General features: G+C 58.1%; 18 protein-coding genes. 12 read left to right on the forward strand and 6 right to left on the reverse strand.

The genetic code is table 11. The features are described from left to right. Window positions 1-2: 2 nt before the first annotated feature. Window positions 3-1,166, forward strand: coding sequence for a M20 aminoacylase family protein (locus Q0932_RS04385; RefSeq protein WP_299350023.1), 1,164 nt, complete (start codon window positions 3-5; stop codon window positions 1,164-1,166). Between the two features lie 99 nt (window positions 1,167-1,265). Here Q0932_RS04385 and moaA read toward each other — a convergent pair whose 3' ends face one another. After that, complete coding sequence (gene moaA, locus Q0932_RS04390; protein ID WP_299350025.1) at window positions 1,266-2,273, reverse strand: GTP 3',8-cyclase MoaA; 1,008 nt, start codon at window positions 2,271-2,273, stop codon at window positions 1,266-1,268. A gap of 41 nt (window positions 2,274-2,314) precedes the next feature. On the opposite strand from moaA, the gene Q0932_RS04395 reads away from it, so the two are divergent. Next, window positions 2,315-2,749, forward strand: coding sequence for a D-galactarate dehydratase (locus Q0932_RS04395; protein WP_299350027.1), 435 nt, complete (start codon window positions 2,315-2,317; stop codon window positions 2,747-2,749). Here Q0932_RS04395 and Q0932_RS04400 read toward each other — a convergent pair. From Q0932_RS04400 to glmU, 3 genes are all read right to left on the reverse strand, one after another. Beyond that, window positions 2,738-3,433, reverse strand: a complete 696-nt coding sequence (locus Q0932_RS04400) for a DNA alkylation repair protein (protein ID WP_299350028.1) — start codon at window positions 3,431-3,433, stop codon at window positions 2,738-2,740. The two genes, Q0932_RS04395 and Q0932_RS04400, sit on opposite strands and share 12 nt — an antisense overlap. A gap of 86 nt (window positions 3,434-3,519) precedes the next feature. Beyond that, a complete protein-coding gene (gene glmS, locus Q0932_RS04405; protein ID WP_299350029.1) occupies window positions 3,520-5,343 on the reverse strand; it encodes a glutamine--fructose-6-phosphate transaminase (isomerizing) in 1,824 nt (607 codons plus the stop codon). After that, the gene (gene glmU / locus Q0932_RS04410; RefSeq protein WP_299350030.1) at window positions 5,343-6,698 is read right to left on the reverse strand and encodes a bifunctional UDP-N-acetylglucosamine diphosphorylase/glucosamine-1-phosphate N-acetyltransferase GlmU; all 1,356 of its coding nucleotides are present in this window, start codon (window positions 6,696-6,698) and stop codon (window positions 5,343-5,345) included. Before glmU ends, glmS begins: the two co-directional genes overlap by 1 nt. A gap of 130 nt (window positions 6,699-6,828) precedes the next feature. On the opposite strand from glmU, the gene Q0932_RS04415 reads away from it, so the two are divergent. Beyond that, complete coding sequence (locus Q0932_RS04415; protein WP_299350032.1) at window positions 6,829-7,500, forward strand: HAD-IA family hydrolase; 672 nt, start codon at window positions 6,829-6,831, stop codon at window positions 7,498-7,500. Here Q0932_RS04415 and Q0932_RS04420 read toward each other — a convergent pair. After that, a complete protein-coding gene (locus Q0932_RS04420) occupies window positions 7,473-8,783 on the reverse strand; it encodes an MmgE/PrpD family protein (RefSeq protein WP_299350034.1) in 1,311 nt (436 codons plus the stop codon). The genes Q0932_RS04415 and Q0932_RS04420 overlap by 28 nt on opposite strands. Before the next feature lie 137 nt (window positions 8,784-8,920). Between Q0932_RS04420 and Q0932_RS04425 the strand changes: the two genes are divergently transcribed. Together Q0932_RS04425 and Q0932_RS04430 are read left to right on the forward strand one after the other, a co-directional pair. Beyond that, a complete protein-coding gene (locus tag Q0932_RS04425; RefSeq protein ID WP_299350036.1) occupies window positions 8,921-10,114 on the forward strand; it encodes an aminotransferase class I/II-fold pyridoxal phosphate-dependent enzyme in 1,194 nt (397 codons plus the stop codon). A gap of 272 nt (window positions 10,115-10,386) precedes the next feature. Further along, entirely contained in the window at window positions 10,387-11,550 is a 1,164-nt protein-coding gene (locus tag Q0932_RS04430; RefSeq protein WP_299350037.1) for an isovaleryl-CoA dehydrogenase, read from the forward strand. Window positions 11,551-11,629: 79 nt separating this feature from the next. Here Q0932_RS04430 and Q0932_RS04435 read toward each other — a convergent pair whose 3' ends face one another. Beyond that, a complete protein-coding gene (locus Q0932_RS04435) occupies window positions 11,630-12,223 on the reverse strand; it encodes an OmpW family outer membrane protein (protein ID WP_299350038.1) in 594 nt (197 codons plus the stop codon). A 108-nt stretch (window positions 12,224-12,331) separates the two neighbouring features. Here Q0932_RS04435 and Q0932_RS04440 point away from each other — a divergent pair, with 108 nt between their 5' ends. From Q0932_RS04440 to Q0932_RS04470, 7 genes are all read left to right on the forward strand, one after another. Next, window positions 12,332-12,925, forward strand: a complete 594-nt coding sequence (locus Q0932_RS04440) for a lysozyme inhibitor LprI family protein (protein ID WP_299350040.1) — start codon at window positions 12,332-12,334, stop codon at window positions 12,923-12,925. Window positions 12,926-12,943: 18 nt separating this feature from the next. After that, window positions 12,944-14,551, forward strand: a complete 1,608-nt coding sequence (locus Q0932_RS04445; protein ID WP_299350042.1) for a carboxyl transferase domain-containing protein — start codon at window positions 12,944-12,946, stop codon at window positions 14,549-14,551. 102 nt (window positions 14,552-14,653) lie between these two features. Further along, window positions 14,654-16,615 (forward strand): acetyl/propionyl/methylcrotonyl-CoA carboxylase subunit alpha, encoded by a 1,962-nt coding sequence (locus Q0932_RS04450; RefSeq protein WP_299350044.1) that lies wholly within the window; start codon window positions 14,654-14,656, stop codon window positions 16,613-16,615. Continuing rightward, entirely contained in the window at window positions 16,612-17,271 is a 660-nt protein-coding gene (locus tag Q0932_RS04455) for a glutathione S-transferase family protein (RefSeq protein ID WP_299350046.1), read from the forward strand. The genes Q0932_RS04450 and Q0932_RS04455 overlap by 4 nt, the downstream gene beginning before the upstream one ends. 5 nt (window positions 17,272-17,276) lie before the next feature. Beyond that, window positions 17,277-17,942: a glutathione S-transferase family protein gene (locus tag Q0932_RS04460; RefSeq protein WP_299350048.1), complete on the forward strand. Its 666-nt coding sequence runs from the start codon at window positions 17,277-17,279 to the stop codon at window positions 17,940-17,942. Next, window positions 17,935-18,792, forward strand: a complete 858-nt coding sequence (locus Q0932_RS04465; protein ID WP_299350049.1) for a hydroxymethylglutaryl-CoA lyase — start codon at window positions 17,935-17,937, stop codon at window positions 18,790-18,792. The genes Q0932_RS04460 and Q0932_RS04465 overlap by 8 nt, the downstream gene beginning before the upstream one ends. Window positions 18,793-18,795: 3 nt before the next feature. Then, window positions 18,796-19,581, forward strand: a complete 786-nt coding sequence (locus tag Q0932_RS04470; protein ID WP_299350051.1) for a crotonase/enoyl-CoA hydratase family protein — start codon at window positions 18,796-18,798, stop codon at window positions 19,579-19,581. Window positions 19,582-19,927: the final 346 nt, after the last annotated feature.

A 19,927-nucleotide genomic window follows, 5' to 3' on the forward strand; every position in this document is an offset into this window, starting at 1 on the left:
AAATGCCCGTAAAGAACCGATTTGCCGAACTTCAGGCAGAAATCACTGAATGGCGCCGCGATATCCATGCCCATCCGGAAATCCTGTTTGAAACCCACCGCACCTCGGCGCTGGTCGCGGAGAAACTGAAAGAGTTCGGTTGTGACGAGATTGTCACCGGCATCGGTCGCACCGGCGTTGTTGGCGTCATCAAGGGCAAGTCGGACACGTCGGGCAAGGTGATTGGCTTGCGCGCTGACATGGACGCGCTGCCGATCCATGAGGCCACCGGGTTGGGCTATGCTTCAAAGACCGATGGCGCGATGCATGCCTGCGGCCATGATGGTCATACTGCGATGCTGTTGGGCGCGGCCAAGTACCTGTCCGAGACCCGCAACTTTGATGGCACGGTTGTGGTGATCTTCCAGCCAGCCGAAGAGGGCGGCGGTGGCGGCAAAGAGATGTGTGACGATGGCATGATGGACCGCTGGAACATCCAAGAGGTCTACGGCATGCACAACTGGCCGGGCAAACCGGTTGGATCCTTTGCCATCCGTCCGGGCGCCTTTTTCGCGGCCACAGACACCTTCGACATCGAGTTCGAAGGCAAAGGTGGCCATGCTGCCAAGCCACAGGAAACGGTGGACACAACGGTGATGACAGCGCAGGCCGTTCTCGCCTTGCAAACTATTGCCAGCCGCAATGCTGACCCGGTTGATCAGATCGTGGTCTCGGTCACCTCGTTTGAAACCTCATCCAAAGCTTTCAACGTGATCCCGCAGAAAGTGCACCTCAAGGGCACTGTGCGCACCATGAGCCACGCCATGCGCGATCTGGCAGAGACCCGCATCAAAGAGGTTTGCACCGGCGTTGCAGCCACTTTCGGCGGTTCGGTCGCAGTCGATTATCATCGCGGCTATCCGGTCATGGTGAATAGTGAAGAGCAAACAGACTTTGCCGTTGAGGTCGCCAAATCCGTCAGTGGCGCCTGTGAAGACGCGCCCCTAGTGATGGGCGGTGAAGACTTTGCGTTTATGCTGGAAGAGCGCCCCGGCGCATACATCCTGGTTGGCAACGGTGACACCGCGATGGTTCACCACCCAGAGTACAACTTTAACGACGAAGCGATCCCGGCCGGCTGCAGCTGGTGGGCCGAAATCGTTGAACAACGGATGCCTGCGGCCTGATCTGGCGGGCTTTCTAAGGTAAAAAAGGGCTGCGCATCATGCGTAGCCCTTTTTTCGTAGGTTCGAGGTTCGGTAAGTCGTGTCAACGGCGCTGGGAGATCAGCCGCCTGTGTGGCTCATGTGGCGCGACATCTGGCCATCGACCTGATGACGGGAATAGTCAAAGTCATGCCCGCGGGGTTTCAGCTTAATCGCGGCGCGAATGGCATCTTCCAGCAACCCTTCGCCTTGCGCGCTGGCACGTAAGGGCTCGCGCAGATCAGCCATATCCTCTTGACCAAGGCACATGTAGAGCTGCCCGGTACAGGTCAGCCGCACGCGGTTGCAGCTTTCACAAAAATTGTGCGTCAGAGGTGTGATAAAGCCGATTTTCTGACCGGTTTCCTCAAGTCGCACGTAGCGTGCAGGCCCGCCGGTGCGCTCCGCCAGATCCGTCAGCGTGTAGTGCTCCGCCAAACTGGTGCGCAGGTCTTTAAGCGGCCAGTATTGATCCAGCCGATCCTCGTTGCCCAGATCGCCCATCGGCATCACTTCGATCCAAGTCAGGTCCATATCGCGGCTTGCGCACCATTCGGTGATCGCGATCATCTCGTCTTCGTTGAACCCTTTGAGCGCTACGGCGTTGATCTTGACCCGCAACCCGGCCTTTTGGGCCGCATCAATGCCACGCATGACTTGGGGCAGGCGGCCCCAACGGGTGATTTCAGCAAACTTGGCCTCGTCAATCGTATCGAGCGAGATATTCACCCGGCGCACACCACAGGCATAAAGCTGATCTGCAAACCGTTCGAGTTGCGAGCCATTGGTCGTCAGTGTCAGTTCCTGCAGATCACCGCTTTCCAGATGGTGGCCCATCGCTTCAAAAAACGTCATGATGTCCCGACGAACCAGCGGTTCTCCGCCCGTGATGCGCAGCTTTTGAACGCCCAAACGCACAAAGGTCGAGCACATTCGATCCAGTTCTTCCAGCGTCAAAAGCTCTTTCTTGGGTAGAAAGGTCATGTTTTCCGACATGCAATAGACGCAGCGAAAGTCACACCGGTCGGTGACGGAGACGCGCAGGTAATTGACAGTGCGCTGGAACGGGTCGATCAAGGGAGCAGTCATGAGCTATAGGTAGTTCGTTGGACATTAAGGGGCAAGGGCGGATGCGAGGCAATCTGATAGCGATCAGCGCAGTGGTTGGTGTTTCGGTGTCCGCATGCGCGAACATCACGTCCAAGCCCGCAGCGAGTTCGGGTGAAACTGATCCCTACACTTGGACAGGTGACAGCCCGCGTCCCCAAGCTCGCCCTGAGAGTGTTGTTGTTTCAGATCAGCAGGTTAGCGTGGAGGCCTCTGGCCCGCTTGGTGTCACCATCGTGTCGCTGGGCACCCCGTCCGAGCAGGGTTTGTGGCTTAAGACGCCATTGGTTTCGACACAGACCAAGGGACGTCTGGTTTACGGTGGCAAGAGCGTCGATGTTGATCTCATACCGATCGACGGAGAGGCCGGGGCCGGGTCGCGCATTTCTCTGCATGCCATGCAAGCTCTGGGCATTCCGTTGACCGATCTGGCCGAGGTTGCGGTGTCAGCGCTCTAGGCCGAGTTTTGCAAAGTGCTTCGTGGCCTCTTTCTGGGCAAAGGGCTTCATCCGGTCGCCGTATTGCTTGAGAAACGCGATGACGCGCGGTCCGTCATGCTTCGACAACTCACGCAACCACCAAGCCACAGCTTTCTGAATGAACCACTCGGGATCATCGACATAGCCCGCCGCCCAGCCCAGAACCCTGTCTCGTATTTCCAAATCCAAAGGTTTGGGATGGTTTTGCTTGGTCCAGGGCAGGGTGGTCACGAGGGCCGCCCGCCGTGTCCACATATGGTCTGACGTCGTCCACGCCTCAACGGCGTCCACACGGGAAGGGTCCGCAATCAGACGTTTTTGGCCAGCAGTACAGGCGTGATCGGCAATCGCCCAGCTGTCAAACTGAGGCACCCAGGATTGGATGAGTGCCCAAACCTCGTCGTCGGGACGAATGCGGGCTTGGGTTAGCAACTTTCCGGCCGCAATGCGGGCCTCAAAGATGTCTGTCTTCCACAACTCGTCAGCCAATGTGACTCGTTCAGGGACGCTCAGCGCGTTCCGCCAGGTTTTGGTCAGGTCATTGATGTCCGGGTTTGGTACACCGATGACCGGGCGCGTCTGTTTGTGGTAATTGGCCTTTTGATCGGAACGACCCGGCTCCGCAGCGGCGCGAAGTTGGGCAAGGGCGTCTTCCAGTGTCATGTGTATGGTCCACTTGAGTTCTGTGCCGAAGACCAATGCAGCGCGCGGGTGATCCGGTGCTTGATAGCATCGCCTGTCTGGGTGAATTACTCAACCGTTACGGATTTCGCCAGATTGCGTGGTTGATCGACATCCGTGCCTTTCGCAACGGCCGTATGATAGGCCAAAAGCTGAGCGGGGATCGCGTATAGGATCGGGCTCAGAACCGGATCAATGGACGGCATCACCACCTTGTCCCAGACGCCTTCGCTGCCCTCAGAAGCCCCTTCGGAATCCGTGATCAATAGAACTTTGCCATTGCGGGCCATCACTTCTTGCATGTTGCTGACAGTCTTGTCGAACAGGCTGTCACGCGGGGCGAGCACGACGACAGGCACATGCTTGTCGATCAAGGCAATGGGGCCGTGTTTTAGTTCTCCAGACGCATAAGCTTCGGCGTGTATATAGCTGATCTCTTTTAGTTTTAAAGCACCTTCTAAGGCGAGGGGGTACATGACGCCGCGCCCCAAAAACAGAATGTCGCGGGCTTCGGCCAGCTTGCGAGATACAGCCCTCAGCTCTCCTTCACGCTCGAGGCCTGCATTCAGAATTCCGGGCAATGTGCGCAGGGCTGACAACTTCTCCTGAACATCTTCTGGGCTCATCCTGCCGCGGTCTGTGGCGGCTTTCAGCGCCATCATCAAGAGAACAGTCAACTGGCAGGTGAACGCCTTGGTCGAGGCCACGCCAATCTCGGTTCCGGCAAGAATTGGCAACACAAGATCGCTCTCACGCGCGATGGAACTTTCCGGCACATTGACCACTGAAACGATCTGATCTGCCTTGCCTTCGCAATAGCGTAGCGCCGCCAATGTGTCTGCGGTTTCTCCGGATTGGCTGACAAAAACGGCTGCCGTACCTTTGGAAATCGGCGGCTCGCGGTAGCGGAATTCAGACGCGACATCGACCTCAACCGGGATGCCTGCAAGCTGTTCAAACCAGTATTTCGCGGTGACGCAGGCATAATAAGCTGTGCCACATGCGACCATTGTCAGGCGTTCAATCTTGGTGAAATCCAACCCCGGATTGGGCAGGAACACCGAAGCGCCGTCGTTTGCCAAATAGTGTCGAACAGCCTCGCCGATCACTGTAGGCTGTTCAGCGATCTCTTTGGCCATAAAATGTTTATGTCCGCCTTTATCAACGCGGGCCTGGTCCAGACGGATTTCGCGAATTTCACGATTGGCGATCTCACCGGATTCATTTCGAATTTCCAATGAGTTACGAGTCAGGACGGCGCTGTCGCCCTCTTCAAGATAGGTGATGCGATCGGTGAGCGGCGCCAGTGCAATGGCGTCAGATCCGACAAACATCTCACCGTCACCGTGTCCAATGGCCAGAGGTGATCCCTTGCGCGCCGCAACAATCAGGTCCTCTTCGCCTTTGAACAGGAACGCCAGTGCAAAAGCCCCGTCCAGACGTGTCAGGGTTTGGCGAGCTGCATCTACAGGGGACAGGCCTTCGTCCATAAACCGTTGAGTCATCAGGACGACGGTCTCAGTGTCGGTTTCAGTGAGGAACTGAATACCTGCCTCGGCCAATTCAGCGCGCAGTTCCCGGAAGTTCTCGATAATGCCATTGTGGACTACGGCAACGGGACCAGCTTTGTGCGGATGGGCGTTGTCGATCGAGGGGGCGCCATGGGTGGCCCAGCGTGTGTGTCCGATGCCAGACTTGCCAAGCAAGGGATCGTGGACCAGCAAATCGCTGAGATTCACCAGTTTGCCAACCGCGCGGCGTCTGTCGAGCGCGCCTTTGTAGACCGTGGCGATCCCGGCGCTGTCATAGCCGCGATACTCAAGCCTTTTTAGCGCTTCAACAAGGATTGGCGCTGCTTCGTGGTTTCCGAGGACCCCTACAATACCGCACATTATTTTGCCTCCTGATAACGGTTTTTCTTTTTCATTTTTAATAATTCGAACAATTTGCTAGCTAGGCCGAGTTTATTGACCTGCGCGGCGCGTGCTATGGCCAAAGCATTGGCGTCGACGTCTTTGGTGATCACAGAGCCGCTGCCCGTCATGGCGTTATTGCCCACCGAAACGGGCGCGACTAGCATGGTGTTGGATCCGATAAACGCGTTAGCCCCAATCGTGGTTTGGTGCTTCATCACACCGTCATAGTTGCAGGTGATTGTGCCCGCGCCGATGTTTGTTGCCGCCCCCACGGTGGCATCGCCGATGTAACTCAGATGATTGACCTTGGCGCCTGTATCTAGGGCTGCGTTTTTCACTTCGACGAAATTGCCGATCCGAACGTCTTCAGCTAACTCCGCGCCGGGGCGCAGGCGGGCATAGGGGCCAACCACGGCCCCGCGTGAAACGTGGCAGCCTTCGAGGTGGCTAAACGCGCGGATATGCACGCCGCTTTCGATGGTGACATCGGGTCCGAAAAACACATTGGGTTCAATCACCGTGTCGCGACCTATCACCGTATCAAAAGACAGCATGACTGTTTCGGGCTGTTGCAGCGTGACTCCCATGTCCATCAATTCGGTACGGGCGCGGGTCTGGAAAATCGCTTCGGCCTGGGCAAGATGTGCACGCGAGTTGATACCGAGCGTTTCGCTCTCATCACAGGCCACAGCGGTCACTGAAAGACCACGGCTGCGTGCAATGCTGACGACATCCGTGAGATAGTATTCCTCCTGGGCATTCTCAGCCTCGATGGCGTCGATCATCTCAAATAATGCGGACTTTTCGGAAAGCATTACACCGCTATTACAGAAAGTTACTGCGCGTTCTTCATCTGAGGCATCGGCGAACTCAACAATAGCGTCGAGCTGATCTCCATTCATGATCAGGCGTCCATACTTGCCCGGATCTGCGGCCTCGAACCCCAACACCACGACGGCATGATCTGCCCGCGCCGCAACCATGTTCTGTAGCGTTTCGGCGCGCACAAATGGGGTGTCGCCGAACAACACAATGACATCGCCTTGGAACCCAGCCAAGGCCTCCCGCGCTGCGTCGACAGCGTGGGCGGTCCCCTTTTGCTCGGCCTGCTCAACCACCTCGACGTCGGGGGCGTAGTCGGCAACAGCCGCCTGAACATCGACAAGGCCGTGGCCTGCGACAACGATGGTCCGAGATGGCTCCAGCGCCTCTGCCGAGCGCATGGCGTGCACCAGCATTGGCGCGCCAGCAATCTGGTGCAGAACCTTGGGCTGGTCCGAATTCATCCGGGTGCCTTTGCCTGCGGCGAGGATGACGAGGGCTGTGCTCATGTGTTTTCTCTTTGTATTTCAGCTGCGTCCGTTTTATCCGTTCACACTATCGGCGCAAGGCCGGAGCCCATCAAAAGGCGTTACGGCGTGTAACAGCGATGGGCGGAAATGTGCCATTCAAGGGGGCAAAATGCGAACGGTTGTCTTTGATCTTGATGGAACTCTTGCCGATACCAGCCGTGATTTGCTGGCTGCAGCCAATGCCTGTTTTCGCGAAATGGGCGAGGGCGATGTGCTGCTGGCTGAGACGGATGCTGGCACGGCTTTGCGCGGTGGCAAGGCGATGCTGACGCTTGGATTAACCCGGTTGGGACGCATGGATCAGACATTGGTCGAGCAGTATTATCCCATGTTGTTAGAAGCTTATGGCGCCGCGCTGGACCATCATACAGTCATGTATCCCGGAGCGATGGAGGCTGTCGCGACCCTGAGTGCACAGGGCTATGGTGTGGGTATCTGCACCAACAAACCCGAAGCGCTTGCCGAGGCGCTCATGGTATCGCTGGGGGTGCGGGATGCCTTTGGTGCATTGATCGGCGCCGATACATTGCCTGTTCGAAAGCCAGACCCTGAGCCTTTGTTTGAAACGGCCCGGCGGTTGGGGGGTGATCCAGAAAAAACGGTTCTGATTGGTGACAGCACAACGGATCGCGAAACCGCGCGCAATGCTGGCGTACCTTCGGTTTTGGTGACCTTTGGCCCCAGTGGTGAAGATATGGCCGCACTTAAGCCAGAAGCTTTGCTGCATGACTATGCAGACCTGCCAGCGGTGGTTCAGGCGCTGATCGGGCGCAACAACTGATCGCTCAAAGCTGACAACGGAGTGTCGACAAGGGACGCCAGTGCGTCCTCAATAGCGTCAGCATGCGATTTTCCTAAAACAGGTTCGGCCATTTTGCGGAATTTGCCGCGCAACTCGGCTTCGGATGGTGGTGCAGTGTGATCCCACCGTGGTTCGATCCAGTTTCCTTCCAGCTTTGTGCCGTCGGTCAGGATCAGTGTGACACGTGCAAAACGCTTGGCTGGAAAGTTTTGGTTGGCGTGGTCGTCCTCGATCATTTCCATCGCGTCAGACAGGCGCAGGACATCCGGATCGTTCAGCGCGTCGTCAACAAGATGCTCCGGCGCCACATCGCCGTGTTTAAGCGCGACGGCCACAGGAAAAGACGTCGAATACTGCGCGGCGTCGCCCTCGGCCGGGCGCTTCATGGCAAGACGCACGGATTCGTGAAATGTATGAACCTCAATTTTCGCTATATCTGAATGGTTTACGTCATTTTTACGCTGCAAGTTCAGGGCGCCTTCGATCGGGGCTTGGGCCCAGCGACAGACGGGATAGGGTTTGTAGTATTGTTCAAGCCCGTACCAGCGGGCACCGAGATTGGCCCAGAATTCGGGTGCTTCCTCTACGGTGATGGCGGGCGCGCCGCTGAATCCTTTGGCCGCAAGGCGCACGGCGGAGACCCCGCACATGCTGCCCCAACCGGCACCGTCCTTTAGCATTGTGGGGTGGTCGATGCACCGCATCATCTGGCTGCGGGGGCCGTGGTATTCGGCGATTCCGAGGGCGTGGCGGGTGGCCTCACGGTTCAAACCCATCAGGCGCGCGCCGGCTGCTGCGGCCACGACCGCGCCCCAACTGCCCGAGGTGTGGTAGTCGGGACAGGTGCCGTGTTGGGCAATGCTAACCCGGGCGCCGAATTCGTAACCCATTGCAATCGTTTCTAAAAATGACTTTCCTGAGGTGTTCTCAGCGTGTCCGATCATGAGGGTAGCGGGGAAAAGGGGGGCGCCGATGTGGCCTTTGGCGGGGTTGAATCCGTCGTGTCCATCGATGGAGTCGATGGTGATGCCCGCCGCCAAAGCAGCCCCAGAGGCCGAGGCAGAGCGCCCGTCGAACAGCATCGGGATGGGGCCTCCAAATTCCTCGTGGGCAAGCTCGCGTGTGTTGGCAGAAGACCTTGTTTTTATGCCCGCGGCAGCGATCCCGATCAGGTCGAGGAGGGCGAGTTCGGTCTGTTTCTGCAACGCCGGATCAAGGTCTTCCCAGGTCATGGCATGAATGAAATCAATCGGGTTTGTCATGGGCTTCTCCTTGTCCCAAGCCTAACAAGGGCAAAGGGGCCGTGCGGTCTGTTCGCGACATTTTAGGCCAGTTCTATGGGCCAAACGGGCAAAACTGGCCGTTGACGAGGCGCGGTAAGCCAGACAAAGCTGCGCCCATGACAGACAGATTCACAGGCAGTTTCACCCAGCAGGAAGCCATCCCCGAAGAGGGGATCACCGCCGCGCTGGAAGTTCTGAACTCAGGGCGGTTGCACCGCTATAATGTTGCCGAAGGCGAAGCGGGCGAAGTTGCGCTGCTAGAGCAGGATTTTGCCGCCCAAATGGGGGCAAAATACTGTCTGGCGGTTGCCTCGGGCGGTTATGCTCTGGCCACGGCCCTGCGCGCGTTAGATGTGAAACCCGGCGACAAGGTGCTGACCAATGCCTTTACGCTGGCTCCGGTGCCGGGCGCAATTGCCAGTGTGGGCGCGGTTCCGGTCTTTGTTGGGGTCACCGAAGACTTGGTGATCGACCTTGAAGATCTGGCGGCCAAAGCGGATCAGGCCGATGTGTTGATGCTGAGCCATATGCGCGGGCATCTGTGCGATATGGACCGGCTGGTTGAGATTTGTGACGCGCAAGGGCTAAAAGTCATTGAGGATTGTGCCCATACCATGGGCGCGCGCTGGAGCGGAGTTCTGTCCGGACGGCAGGGCGTAATGGCCGCCTATTCGACCCAGACCTACAAACATGTGAACTCGGGCGAGGGCGGTTTGCTGATCTCGGATGATGACGCGCTGATGGCGCGGGCGATTATGCTGTCGGGGTCCTACATGCTCTATGAACGGCATCTCGCGCGGCCTCCGGTCGAGGCATTTGAGGACGTGAAATACGTCACCCCCAATATTTCCGGGCGCATGGACCATCTGCGGGCAGCGATCCTGAGGCCGCAACTGCGTGATCTGGACACCCAATGCGCACGTTGGAATGATCGCTACCGCGTTGTCGAAGACGGATTGCGGGGCACGCCGGGGCTGACCGTTGTCGAACGCCCTGACCAAGAGAGTTATGTCGGCTCGTCCATCCAGTTCCTGTTGCTTGATTGGAGCGAAGACAAGGTGAACGATGTGATCCACCGCTGTCTGGCACGCGGGGTTGAATTGAAGTGGTTTGGGGGGGCGGAACCTGCCGGGTTCACCTCGCGCTATGATTCGTGGCTCTATGCCCCATCCGAGCCCATGCCCGCCAGTGACCGGGTTCTGAAGGGCATTGTCGACATGCGGCTGCCATTAACCTTTTCGCTGGAAGACTGCGCGTTGATTGCGCGGATCATCCGAGCCGAGGTCAGCGCCGTCTGGCAGGGTGCGTAACGCACCAATATCTGCTGAATTGACCGTTTTGTACAAAGCCCGCAGGGGCTTTGTATCGTTTTGTGAAAAACGAGCTCCGATGATTTTGCAAAGCCGTCTTAGAGAACGACGCGCTAGCTGGGGCATCCGTGCAAGAACAAAAGCTTTGTCTATCTCGTGAAATTAGGTCTTCGACCTGCCGTAAAAATACGGGAGCCGGGAAAATTCTTGATCGGTGATCGCAATTCGCCTAGTTATATGAACAAGCGTTCAATAACGGGGGAGACCGAGCGATGTTCATGCACACGATGGAGTTTGATCTGGGTGAAGACGTCAATGCCATGCGCGAGATGGTGCATCGTTTTGCGCAAGAGCGGATCAAGCCAATGGCGGCTGAGGTTGACGCAAAAAACGAATTCCCGAACGAGTTGTGGAAAGAGTTCGGTGATCTGGGCCTGTTGGGCATCACCACGCCCGAGGAATACGGCGGGGCAGGGATGTCCTATTTGGCGCATGTCATCGCGGTCGAAGAAATTGCACGCGCTAGTGCCTCGGTGTCGCTGTCGTATGGCGCGCATTCGAACCTCTGCGTGAATCAGATCAAGCTGAACGGCTCAGAAGAGCAAAAACAGAAATACCTGCCGGGTTTGATTTCGGGTGAGCATGTGGGTGCCCTGGCCATGTCGGAGCCGTCTGCGGGGTCGGATGTGGTGTCGATGAAGCTGCGGGCCGACAAAAAGAATGACCGCTTTGTGCTCAATGGCAACAAATACTGGATCACCAATGGGCCGGATGCCGACACACTGGTGGTTTATGCCAAGACCGACATGGATGCGGGCCCCCGCGGGATCACAGCGTTCATCGTTGAGAAAGAGATGAAGGGTTTTTCGACGTCACCCCACTTTGACAAGCTGGGCATGCGCGGGTCGAACACGGCCGAGCTGATCTTTGAAGATGTCGAGGTGCCGTTTGAGAACGTTCTTGGCGAAGAAGGTCGCGGTGTCGCGGTTCTGATGTCGGGGCTGGATTATGAGCGTGTAGTGCTGGCAGGGATCGGCACCGGGATCATTGCTGCCTGTCTGGACGAGATCATGCCTTACATGGTTGAGCGCAAGCAGTTTGGTCAGTCGATTGGCAACTTCCAACTGATGCAGGGCAAAATTGCCGACATGTATACGGCGATGAACTCGGCGCGGGCTTACGTCTATGAATGCGCCAAGGCCTGCGACAATGGCCGGATCACCCGTCAGGATGCCGCGGCCTGCTGTCTTTATGCCTCGGAAGTGGCGATGACCCAGGCGCATCAGGCGGTACAGGCCATGGGCGGCGCCGGCTACCTGAGCGACAACCCGGTTGGTCGGATTTTCCGTGATGCCAAGCTGATGGAGATCGGCGCAGGCACCAGCGAAATCCGCCGCATGCTGATCGGCCGCGAATTGATGACAGCGCAGGCCTAAAGAAAAACCCGCGCGACCGAGGGGACGCGCGGGTGTTCAAACAGTACCGGGTAGGCCAGCTGCCCACAGTGTTCGAGGATCAGAAACGGTGCACGTAGGCGAAGTTCAGCACGATCGGATCGATTTCGGCGGTGGTTACGTAAGCGCCGCCGGAGTAGACGTCTGTATCGATGTCCATATAGCGGACTTCAAAGCGCAACGCGCCGTTGTCTTTGACCTTGTAATCAATGCCCAAAGTCGCCGCGAGACCCCAAGAGTCCTTCAGAGAGAAGCCACCGGTTTCCTCAAAGAACGTGGTATAGTTGATACCTGCACCAATGAACGGTCTCCAGTTGGAGTTGGTGTCGAAATGGTAGTTCAGCGACAAGGTGGGCGGCAGGTGTTTGGTCGAGAACGTCGGCGTGCCACCGACGCTGACATCGTGCGAGAACGGGGTTGCGGCAAGCAACTCGATGCCGAGGTTGTCGCGGATGAAGTACTCCACGGTCAACGACAATTGGGTGTCATCATCGATCGTAATGGGGTTGGCGCCGACCGACCCGTTGTCGGATTTCGGATTGACGTTGATAACCCCGACGCCGAGGGTCCAGTCTCCTTGGGATTGTGCGGCGAGAGGGGCGGCAAGGGCGATGAGTGCTGCGGAAAGAGCAAATCTCGTGGAAGTTTTGAACATAAGGTCACCTATAATGAAACGGATGGGCAGACCGTCCCGATTGCGGCTGGTGAGTTCCCTGACATAAATCAGGAAAGTGGAATGTTTTTCGAAGGGATTGATACCTAAATGATTGATAATATTAAGGTATTACGAAAGATCATAACGGGGCTGCGTGCAAGGTATAGATTGCATTGTTCAGCGTTTGACGGCGCGTGTAGAGGGTATGGTCTGTCGGCATTTATCTGTTTGGCGGTTGTGACGCCTGCAAGTGCTCAGGATTTGGCATTTTCTGCTGAGACAACCGAAGCCTGTTTCTCCGAGGAACGTGAAGGCGGCGATGCTTTTGGCAAATGCGTCGGGATTGCAGCTGATGCTTGCATGGAGCAGCCAGGTGGCTATTCGACGGTGGGTAAGAGCACGTGTTTCGATCACGAGCGCCGGTTCTGGGATGATCGCCTGAACGCGGCCTATAAACAAGTGCGCGCCGAGGCCAAGGCGATGGATGCTGAGATGGCCGAGATCGGTTCGTCCGCGCCCAGACAAGCCGAGGCCCTGCGCGATATGCAGCGGGCGTGGATCACCTTCCGTGATGCCAAGTGCAACTATGAGCGGTCGCTTTGGGGCGGCGGAACGGGCGGAGGTCCGGCAACGCTGGCGTGCCTGGTGTATGAAACAGCCCAACAGGCACTATTTCTTGAGGCCAATCAGGGTCTGAACTAGATTTTCGGGGACAGATAAATGACCAAAATACACTCCAAGGCCCTGACCACGTCAGATGAGTTCAAAGCCAATCGCGACGCCCATCTTGAGGCGATGGCGGTGGTAGCAGAAGCGGCCGCGGCAGCAGCGGCAGGCGGCGGGGAGCGATCGCGCGAGCGCCACCTTAGCCGGGGCAAGATGCTGCCGCGTGAGCGGGTTGCGAACTTGTTGGATCCGGGATCGCCTTTCCTTGAAGTCGGATCGACGGCGGCGCATGGCATGTATGATGGTGCAGCACCCTGTGCTGGTGTGATCGCCGGGATTGGCCAAGTCAGCGGCCAAGAGGTCATGGTGGTCTGCAACGACGCCACCGTCAAAGGCGGGACGTATTACCCGATGACGGTCAAGAAACACCTGCGCGCCCAAGAGATTGCCGAAGAGAACCACCTGCCTTGCATCTATCTGGTAGACAGTGGCGGCGCGAACCTGCCCAATCAGGACGAAGTGTTTCCGGATCGCGACCACTTTGGGCGGATTTTCTACAATCAGGCCAATATGAGCGCCAAGGGCATTCCGCAGATTGCCGTGGTGATGGGGTCTTGTACCGCCGGGGGCGCCTATGTGCCTGCGATGTCGGATGTGACCATCATTGTGAAAGAACAGGGCACAATCTTCCTTGCCGGACCACCGCTGGTGAAGGCGGCGACGGGCGAGGTTGTTTCGGCTGAGGATCTGGGTGGCGGGGATGTGCACACGCGGCTCTCTGGCGTGGCGGATTACTTGGCCGAAGATGACGCCCATGCGCTGGCTTTGGCGCGCCGGGCCGTTGAATACCTGAACCGCAAAAAACCACAGACCGTGGATTGGCAAAGCCCGGAAGAGCCTGCCTATGATCCTGAGGAAATTCTCGGCGTGGTGCCCGGTGGTTTGCGCACGCCCTATGACATCCGCGAGGTGATTGCCCGCACGGTGGATGGCAGCCGCTTTGACGAATTCAAAGCGCGGTTTGGCGAAACGCTGGTCTGCGGCTTTGCCCATGTCAAAGGCTGCCCGGTGGGGATCATCGCCAACAACGGGGTTTTGTATTCAGAAAGTGCCGCCAAGGGCGCACATTTTGTGGAACTGTGCTCGCAACGCGGTATTCCTTTGGTGTTCCTGCAGAACATCACCGGGTTCATGGTCGGCCAGAAGTATGAGGCCGAGGGTATTGCCCGGCATGGCGCCAAACTGGTGACCGCCGTGGCAACCACCAAAGTTCCAAAGATCACCATGCTGGTGGGCGGATCGTTCGGGGCTGGTAACTATGGCATGGCGGGGCGGGCTTATGGTCCCCGGTTCCTGTGGACATGGCCAAACAGCCGCATCTCAGTTATGGGCGGCGAACAGGCAGCGGGAGTTCTAGCCACCGTCAAGCGCGATGCGATTGAGCGCCAGGGTGGCGAATGGTCGGCTGAGGAAGAGGCCGCGTTCAAGCAGCCTACGCTGGATATGTTTGAGCATCAGAGCCACCCGCTTTATGCCTCGGCACGTCTCTGGGATGACGGGATCATTGATCCGCGCAAGACGCGGGACGTGTTGGCTTTGAGCTTGAGCGCGAGCCTGAATGCGCCGGTAGAAGAAACGAAGTTTGGTGTGTTTCGGATGTAAGTGTGTGGGGCTGGCCCCCACACGCAGGACAACGTGGGGGCCAGCCCCCACACCCCCGGAGTATTTTTGCCAAAATGAAGAACTGGGTCGGGAGGCCGTGAGATGTTCAATAAGATCCTGATTGCAAACCGAGGCGAGATTGCTTGTCGCGTGATGGAAACCGCCCGGAAACTGGGCGTGAAGACTGTCGCGGTCTATTCGGACGCGGATGCGGCGGCCAAACATGTGGCGATGGCGGATGAGGCGGTGCATATCGGTGGCGCGGCTCCGTCCGAGAGTTACCTCAAAGGCGATGTGATTATTGCTGCCGCGCTTGAGCGTGGTGCGCAGGGCATTCATCCGGGCTATGGCTTCCTGTCGGAAAACCCAGAATTTGTTGAAGCAGTTGAGGCGGCCGGGCTGGTGTTTATCGGCCCATCTGCCAAGGCGATCCGGGCCATGGGTCTGAAGGATGCCGCCAAGGTTCTGATGGAAGAGGCCGGTGTGCCGGTTGTGCCCGGCTATCATGGTGCCAATCAGGAGGCAGGTTTTCTAGCCGAGCAAGCCGGAGAGATTGGCTATCCGGTGCTGATCAAGGCCGTGGCTGGCGGGGGCGGCAAAGGCATGCGGCTTGTTGAAAAGCCCGAAGATTTTGCCGACGCCCTGGACAGTGCGCGGGGCGAGGCAACCACGGCCTTTGGCAACCCGGATGTGTTGATTGAGAAATACGTCACGCAGCCGCGCCATATTGAAGTACAGGTCTTTGGCGATGGCACCCACGCGGTACATCTGTTCGAACGCGATTGCTCGCTACAGCGGCGCCACCAGAAGGTCATCGAAGAAGCGCCCGCGCCGGGCATGACGGCCGAAGTGCGCGAAGCGATGGGGCAGGCCGGTGTGCGGGCTGCCGAGGCGATTGGTTACAAAGGCGCAGGCACGGTCGAGTTCATCGTGGATGGCTCGGACGGGCTGCGCACCGATGGATTTTGGTTCATGGAGATGAACACACGGTTGCAAGTGGAACATCCCGTGACCGAAGCCATCACCGGTGTTGATCTGGTGGAATGGCAGCTGCGCGTGGCCTCTGGGGATCCCTTGCCGAAACAACAGGATGAGTTGTCGATCAACGGGCACTCGTTTGAAGCGCGGATTTATGCTGAGGACGTGCCCAAGGGCTTTTTGCCCGCAACCGGCACGCTGACCCATCTGGCGTTTCCGGCTGAGGCGCGGATCGACAGTGGTGTGCGCTCTGGCGACACCATCAGCCCATGGTATGATCCGATGATTGCCAAGCTGGTGGTGCATGGCTCCACCCGCGCCATCGCTTTGCAACAGCTTGAACGCGCTTTGCGCCATACGGACGTGGGTGGCACGGTCACCAATGTCTCGTTCCTGAGCCTGTTGTCGGCAGAGCCGGGGTTTGTGGCGGGAGATGTGGACACAGGCCTGATTGAACGGCATCTGGCGACGCTGGCAACAGCACCAGTGGCTTGTACCAAGGCGCGCTCGGTCGCGGCCCTGACCGCGCTGGGCCTGATGCAGGCCCCGGATGGGGCGCCGAAACCGGCATTGGTCTTGTGGACGCCGCTAACACACACAATCTCGATGACGCATCATGAGGAAGAGATTGCAGTACGTGTGACCGTATTGGGAACAGGCGAATATCAGGTCGACGTGGGCGAGGTGCAGCACGTGGTGCATTTCACTGGCGGAGCGTGGTTTGTCGATCAGACCAAGGTTCAGGCCCGCACGTCTTATGTGGGAGACACGCTGACCGTGTTCTGGGGCAATGGCTATGTCTTCCATGTGGTCAACCCGCTGGACCGTGCTGCCGAAGCCGGTGCCGGGGGCAATGTGATTGCGGCGCCCATGCCCGGATTGGTCAAGGCGATTTTTGCTGAGGCCGGACAAGAGGTGAAAGAGGGTGACCGTTTGGCGATCCTGGAAGCCATGAAGATGGAGCACTCCCTGTTGGCCGCACGGGATGGTGTGGTGGCCGAAGTTCTTGCTCAATCAGGAGATCAAGTGCAGGAAGGGGCTGCCCTGATCCAATTGGTTGAAGAAGAAGAGGAGGCTGTTGCGTGATCCGCTTGCACCATATTCCGTTTTCGCGGTCGTTCCGCATTCTGTGGCTTTTGGAAGAGATGGGGCTCGAGGCTGATCTAAAGCATTACTCCATCACCGATGGGTCGCTTAGGGCGTCAGAGTTTAAGGCAATTTCGCCCGTGGGGCGCGTGCCGGCGCTGGAGATTGACGGCAAGACGATCTTTGAAAGCGGTGCCATTGTTGAATACCTGGCCGAAACGCGGCCCGATCATGGGTTGGGACGTCTGGCCGGGGATGCAGAGCGTGTGCCCTATCTGGAGTGGCTGGGCTTTGCTGAGACGCAGGCGAGCATTCTTGCCTCGCTCAACATGCAGCATTTGTTCATGGGGGACCCGACCCCTGCAGCGCCGGTTGTGCTGAAACTAGAGGCGGCCCGGTTGGGCGCAACGCTGAAGGCCATGGACCGAACTTTGGGCGAGCGAGACTGGCTCTTGGAGAGCGGGTTCTCGGCGGCGGACACGATGATGGGGTTCAACCTGTTTTCGGCACCTTACTATGTTGCGATGGATCGGTTCGCGAACCTTGCGGCCTATCGCGCCCGGATCGAGGCGCGACCTGCCTATCAACGGGCACGTGAGAAGGACGGCAAACAGGAGTTTTACAAGAAAGACTTCTACGCAGTGCCGGAGGGGTAACACCCATGCAGATTACTTTGCACCACGCCCACGAGGCGCGCTCGTTTCGGGTGCTGTGGCTGTTGGAAGAAATGGGGTTGGACTATGAGCTGGTGGTTCACAATTTCTTCGACAAGTCGCTGCGCAAACCCGAGTATCTGGAGATCAACCCGGCGGCGCGAGTGCCGGCGCTGGAGATTGACGGACGGATCATCTGCGAAAGTGGGGCGATTGTAGAATACCTGTGCGAGATATTCCCCGAAAAGGGGCTGGGGCGACCTGCGGGCGATCCCGAGCGCATGGAATACCTTGATATGCTGCATTATGCCGAGAGCATCGGGCAGCACGGGGCGAACCTGACCCAAGCGCATATCGTCTTGTACAAGCCCGAGATGCGATCTCCGACCCAGATGAACCTTGAGGCGCGGCGCTTGCACAAGGTGCTGGAGCGTATGGAGCGCATGCTGGGGGACGGTCGCGATTACCTGATGGCCAGCGGGTTCAGCGGTGCGGATTGCGCGGTTGGGTTTGGCGTGGTTCTGGCGCGCAAATTCACTTCGTTTGATGCGCTGCCAAACTGTGCCGCTTATGCCGCGCGGGTTGAGGCGCGTCCCGCCTATCAACGTGCATTGCCGCCGGTGGGTGGGCAAAGGATTTACACACAGGAGTTTTACGAGGCCGCGGATGTCTGAATTTGTCGAAATCTTTGAGATGGGTCCGCGCGACGGATTGCAGAATGAAAAGCGTCTGATCCCGACAGCCGAAAAAGTGGCGCTGGTGGATTGCCTCAGCCGGGCCGGGTTTCGGCGAATTGAAGTCGCGAGCTTTGTCAGCCCCAAATGGGTGCCGCAGATGGCCGACAGTGCCGATGTGCTGGCGGGGATCACTCGCGCGCCTGGCGTGTCCTATGCCGCTCTGACCCCCAATATGCGTGGCTTTGAGGGCGCGGTGGCGGCCAAGGCTGATGAGATCGCCATTTTCGGGTCTGCCTCGGAAGGGTTTTCCAAGGCCAATATCAATGCCACCATCGCAGAGTCTCTGGAACGTTTTGCGCCAGTTGCCGACGCGGGCAAGACCGCAGGTATCCCGGTGCGGGGCTATGTGTCTTGCGTCACGGATTGCCCCTATGATGGCAAGACTCCACCTGAGAAGGTGGCGGAGGTTGCTGCAGCCTTGCGGGACATGGGTTGCTACGAGATCTCGCTGGGCGACACCATCGGGCAGGGCACGCCAGAGAGCATCACAGCGATGCTGGAGGCGGTGCTGAAGGAAGTACCTGCAGAAAAGCTGGCCGGACACTATCATGACACGGCAGGCCGCGCGTTGGTGAACATCGAAGCTTCCCTGGCGCTGGGCGTGCGGGTTTTTGACGCCGCCGTCGGAGGACTGGGCGGATGTCCCTACGCTCCGGGGGCCAAGGGCAATGTTGCGACCGAGGCGGTGAATGCTCTGTTGCTCGGATTGGGGTATCAGACCGGTCTGGACACGGCGATCTTGCAAGAGGCAGCAGATATGGCGCGCGCGATGCGTGTAGGAGACTAGAATATGTATGACACGATCACCATTGAAACCGATGCACGCGGCGTTGCAACGCTGACGTTGAACCGTCCGGACAAACACAATGCGATGTCGGGCGAGATGCTGGTTGAACTGAAAGACGCAGCGGCAAGGCTTGGCGCGGATAACAGCGTGCGTGTTGTGGTTCTGACCGGGGCAGGCAAATCCTTTTGCGCAGGCGGTGATCTGGGGTGGATGCAGCAACAACGCGACATGGCACCAGACGTGCGCGGGCAAGAGGCCCGCAAGCTGGCCGAGATGCTGCAGGCGCTGAACACGCTGCCCAAGCCGCTGATTGGCAAAGTACAGGGCAATGCCTTTGGTGGTGGTGTCGGTATGGCCTGCGTTTGTGACGTGGCCGTGGGTGCAGATCACCTGACGATGGGTCTCACGGAAACCCGGCTGGGCCTGATCCCCGCTACCATCGGCCCCTACGTGGTGGCGCGTATGGGCGAGGGCAAAGCGCGGCGTGTCTTCATGTCCGCACGGCTGTTCAAGGCGGCAGAGGCGGTTGATCTGGATATTCTGGCCCGTGTCGTACCTGCCGACGATCTGGACGCCGCTGTAGAGGCCGAGATTCAGCCCTATCTGTCTTGCGCTCCGGGTGCGATTACCGAGTCCAAGGCCTTGGCGCGCGCTCTTGGGCCGCGCATTGATGAACACGTCATTGATATGACCATTGCGGCCCTTGTGACCCGCTGGCAAAGCCCCGAGGCCGAAGAGGGCATCAACGCGTTTTTTGCCAAGCGCAAGGCGGCTTGGGTTACCTCCTGAAGTTCCTGCAGGTGATGTGATGCCGCCAAGGGGACAAAAACGACTCTGTCAGTGCCCTTTGAGCGCATGCAGTGGCATGCCGTGATTCACCGTAATATATCCAAGCCATGCTGCAAAATTTCCAGAGTGCCGCAAATGTCGCAGGTGGCCCTGAATCGGGTCTCTGCTCAGCACGAATTTCGATGCATTTGACCGGCATTGACGTAAGTGGCTGGTTTTTTGCGATAATCTGGCGTTGACGAATTGCCGCATGCCCGTCGTATACGCACGTATACCTTTGTATACTATGGGAAAATGCAACGGTTTCCAGAAATTGAATGTGTCTTGGCTTGGTTGACCCTGACAT

This window comes from uncultured Shimia sp. (assembly GCF_947498095.1).
Classification (GTDB): Bacteria; Pseudomonadota; Alphaproteobacteria; order Rhodobacterales; family Rhodobacteraceae; genus Shimia.

Excerpts from the sequence above, each read along its gene's own strand:
- moaA (WP_299350025.1), bottom strand. The coding sequence starts at position 2,273 with ATGACTGCTCCCTTGATCGACCCGTTCCAGCGCACTGTCAATTACCTG.
- Q0932_RS04435 (WP_299350038.1), bottom strand. The coding sequence starts at position 12,223 with ATGTTCAAAACTTCCACGAGATTTGCTCTTTCCGCAGCACTCATCGCC.
- Q0932_RS04425 (WP_299350036.1), top strand. The coding sequence starts at position 8,921 with ATGACAGACAGATTCACAGGCAGTTTCACCCAGCAGGAAGCCATCCCC.
- Q0932_RS04465 (WP_299350049.1), top strand. The coding sequence starts at position 17,935 with ATGTCTGAATTTGTCGAAATCTTTGAGATGGGTCCGCGCGACGGATTG.
- Q0932_RS04440 (WP_299350040.1), top strand. The coding sequence starts at position 12,332 with ATGATTGATAATATTAAGGTATTACGAAAGATCATAACGGGGCTGCGT.
- Q0932_RS04445 (WP_299350042.1), top strand. The coding sequence starts at position 12,944 with ATGACCAAAATACACTCCAAGGCCCTGACCACGTCAGATGAGTTCAAA.
- Q0932_RS04400 (WP_299350028.1), bottom strand. The coding sequence starts at position 3,433 with ATGACACTGGAAGACGCCCTTGCCCAACTTCGCGCCGCTGCGGAGCCG.
- Q0932_RS04395 (WP_299350027.1), top strand. The coding sequence starts at position 2,315 with ATGCGAGGCAATCTGATAGCGATCAGCGCAGTGGTTGGTGTTTCGGTG.
- Q0932_RS04450 (WP_299350044.1), top strand. The coding sequence starts at position 14,654 with ATGTTCAATAAGATCCTGATTGCAAACCGAGGCGAGATTGCTTGTCGC.
- Q0932_RS04420 (WP_299350034.1), bottom strand. The coding sequence starts at position 8,783 with ATGACAAACCCGATTGATTTCATTCATGCCATGACCTGGGAAGACCTT.
- Q0932_RS04430 (WP_299350037.1), top strand. The coding sequence starts at position 10,387 with ATGTTCATGCACACGATGGAGTTTGATCTGGGTGAAGACGTCAATGCC.
- glmS (WP_299350029.1), bottom strand. The coding sequence starts at position 5,343 with ATGTGCGGTATTGTAGGGGTCCTCGGAAACCACGAAGCAGCGCCAATC.
- glmU (WP_299350030.1), bottom strand. The coding sequence starts at position 6,698 with ATGAGCACAGCCCTCGTCATCCTCGCCGCAGGCAAAGGCACCCGGATG.
- Q0932_RS04460 (WP_299350048.1), top strand. The coding sequence starts at position 17,277 with ATGCAGATTACTTTGCACCACGCCCACGAGGCGCGCTCGTTTCGGGTG.
- Q0932_RS04470 (WP_299350051.1), top strand. The coding sequence starts at position 18,796 with ATGTATGACACGATCACCATTGAAACCGATGCACGCGGCGTTGCAACG.
- Q0932_RS04415 (WP_299350032.1), top strand. The coding sequence starts at position 6,829 with ATGCGAACGGTTGTCTTTGATCTTGATGGAACTCTTGCCGATACCAGC.
- Q0932_RS04385 (WP_299350023.1), top strand. The coding sequence starts at position 3 with ATGCCCGTAAAGAACCGATTTGCCGAACTTCAGGCAGAAATCACTGAA.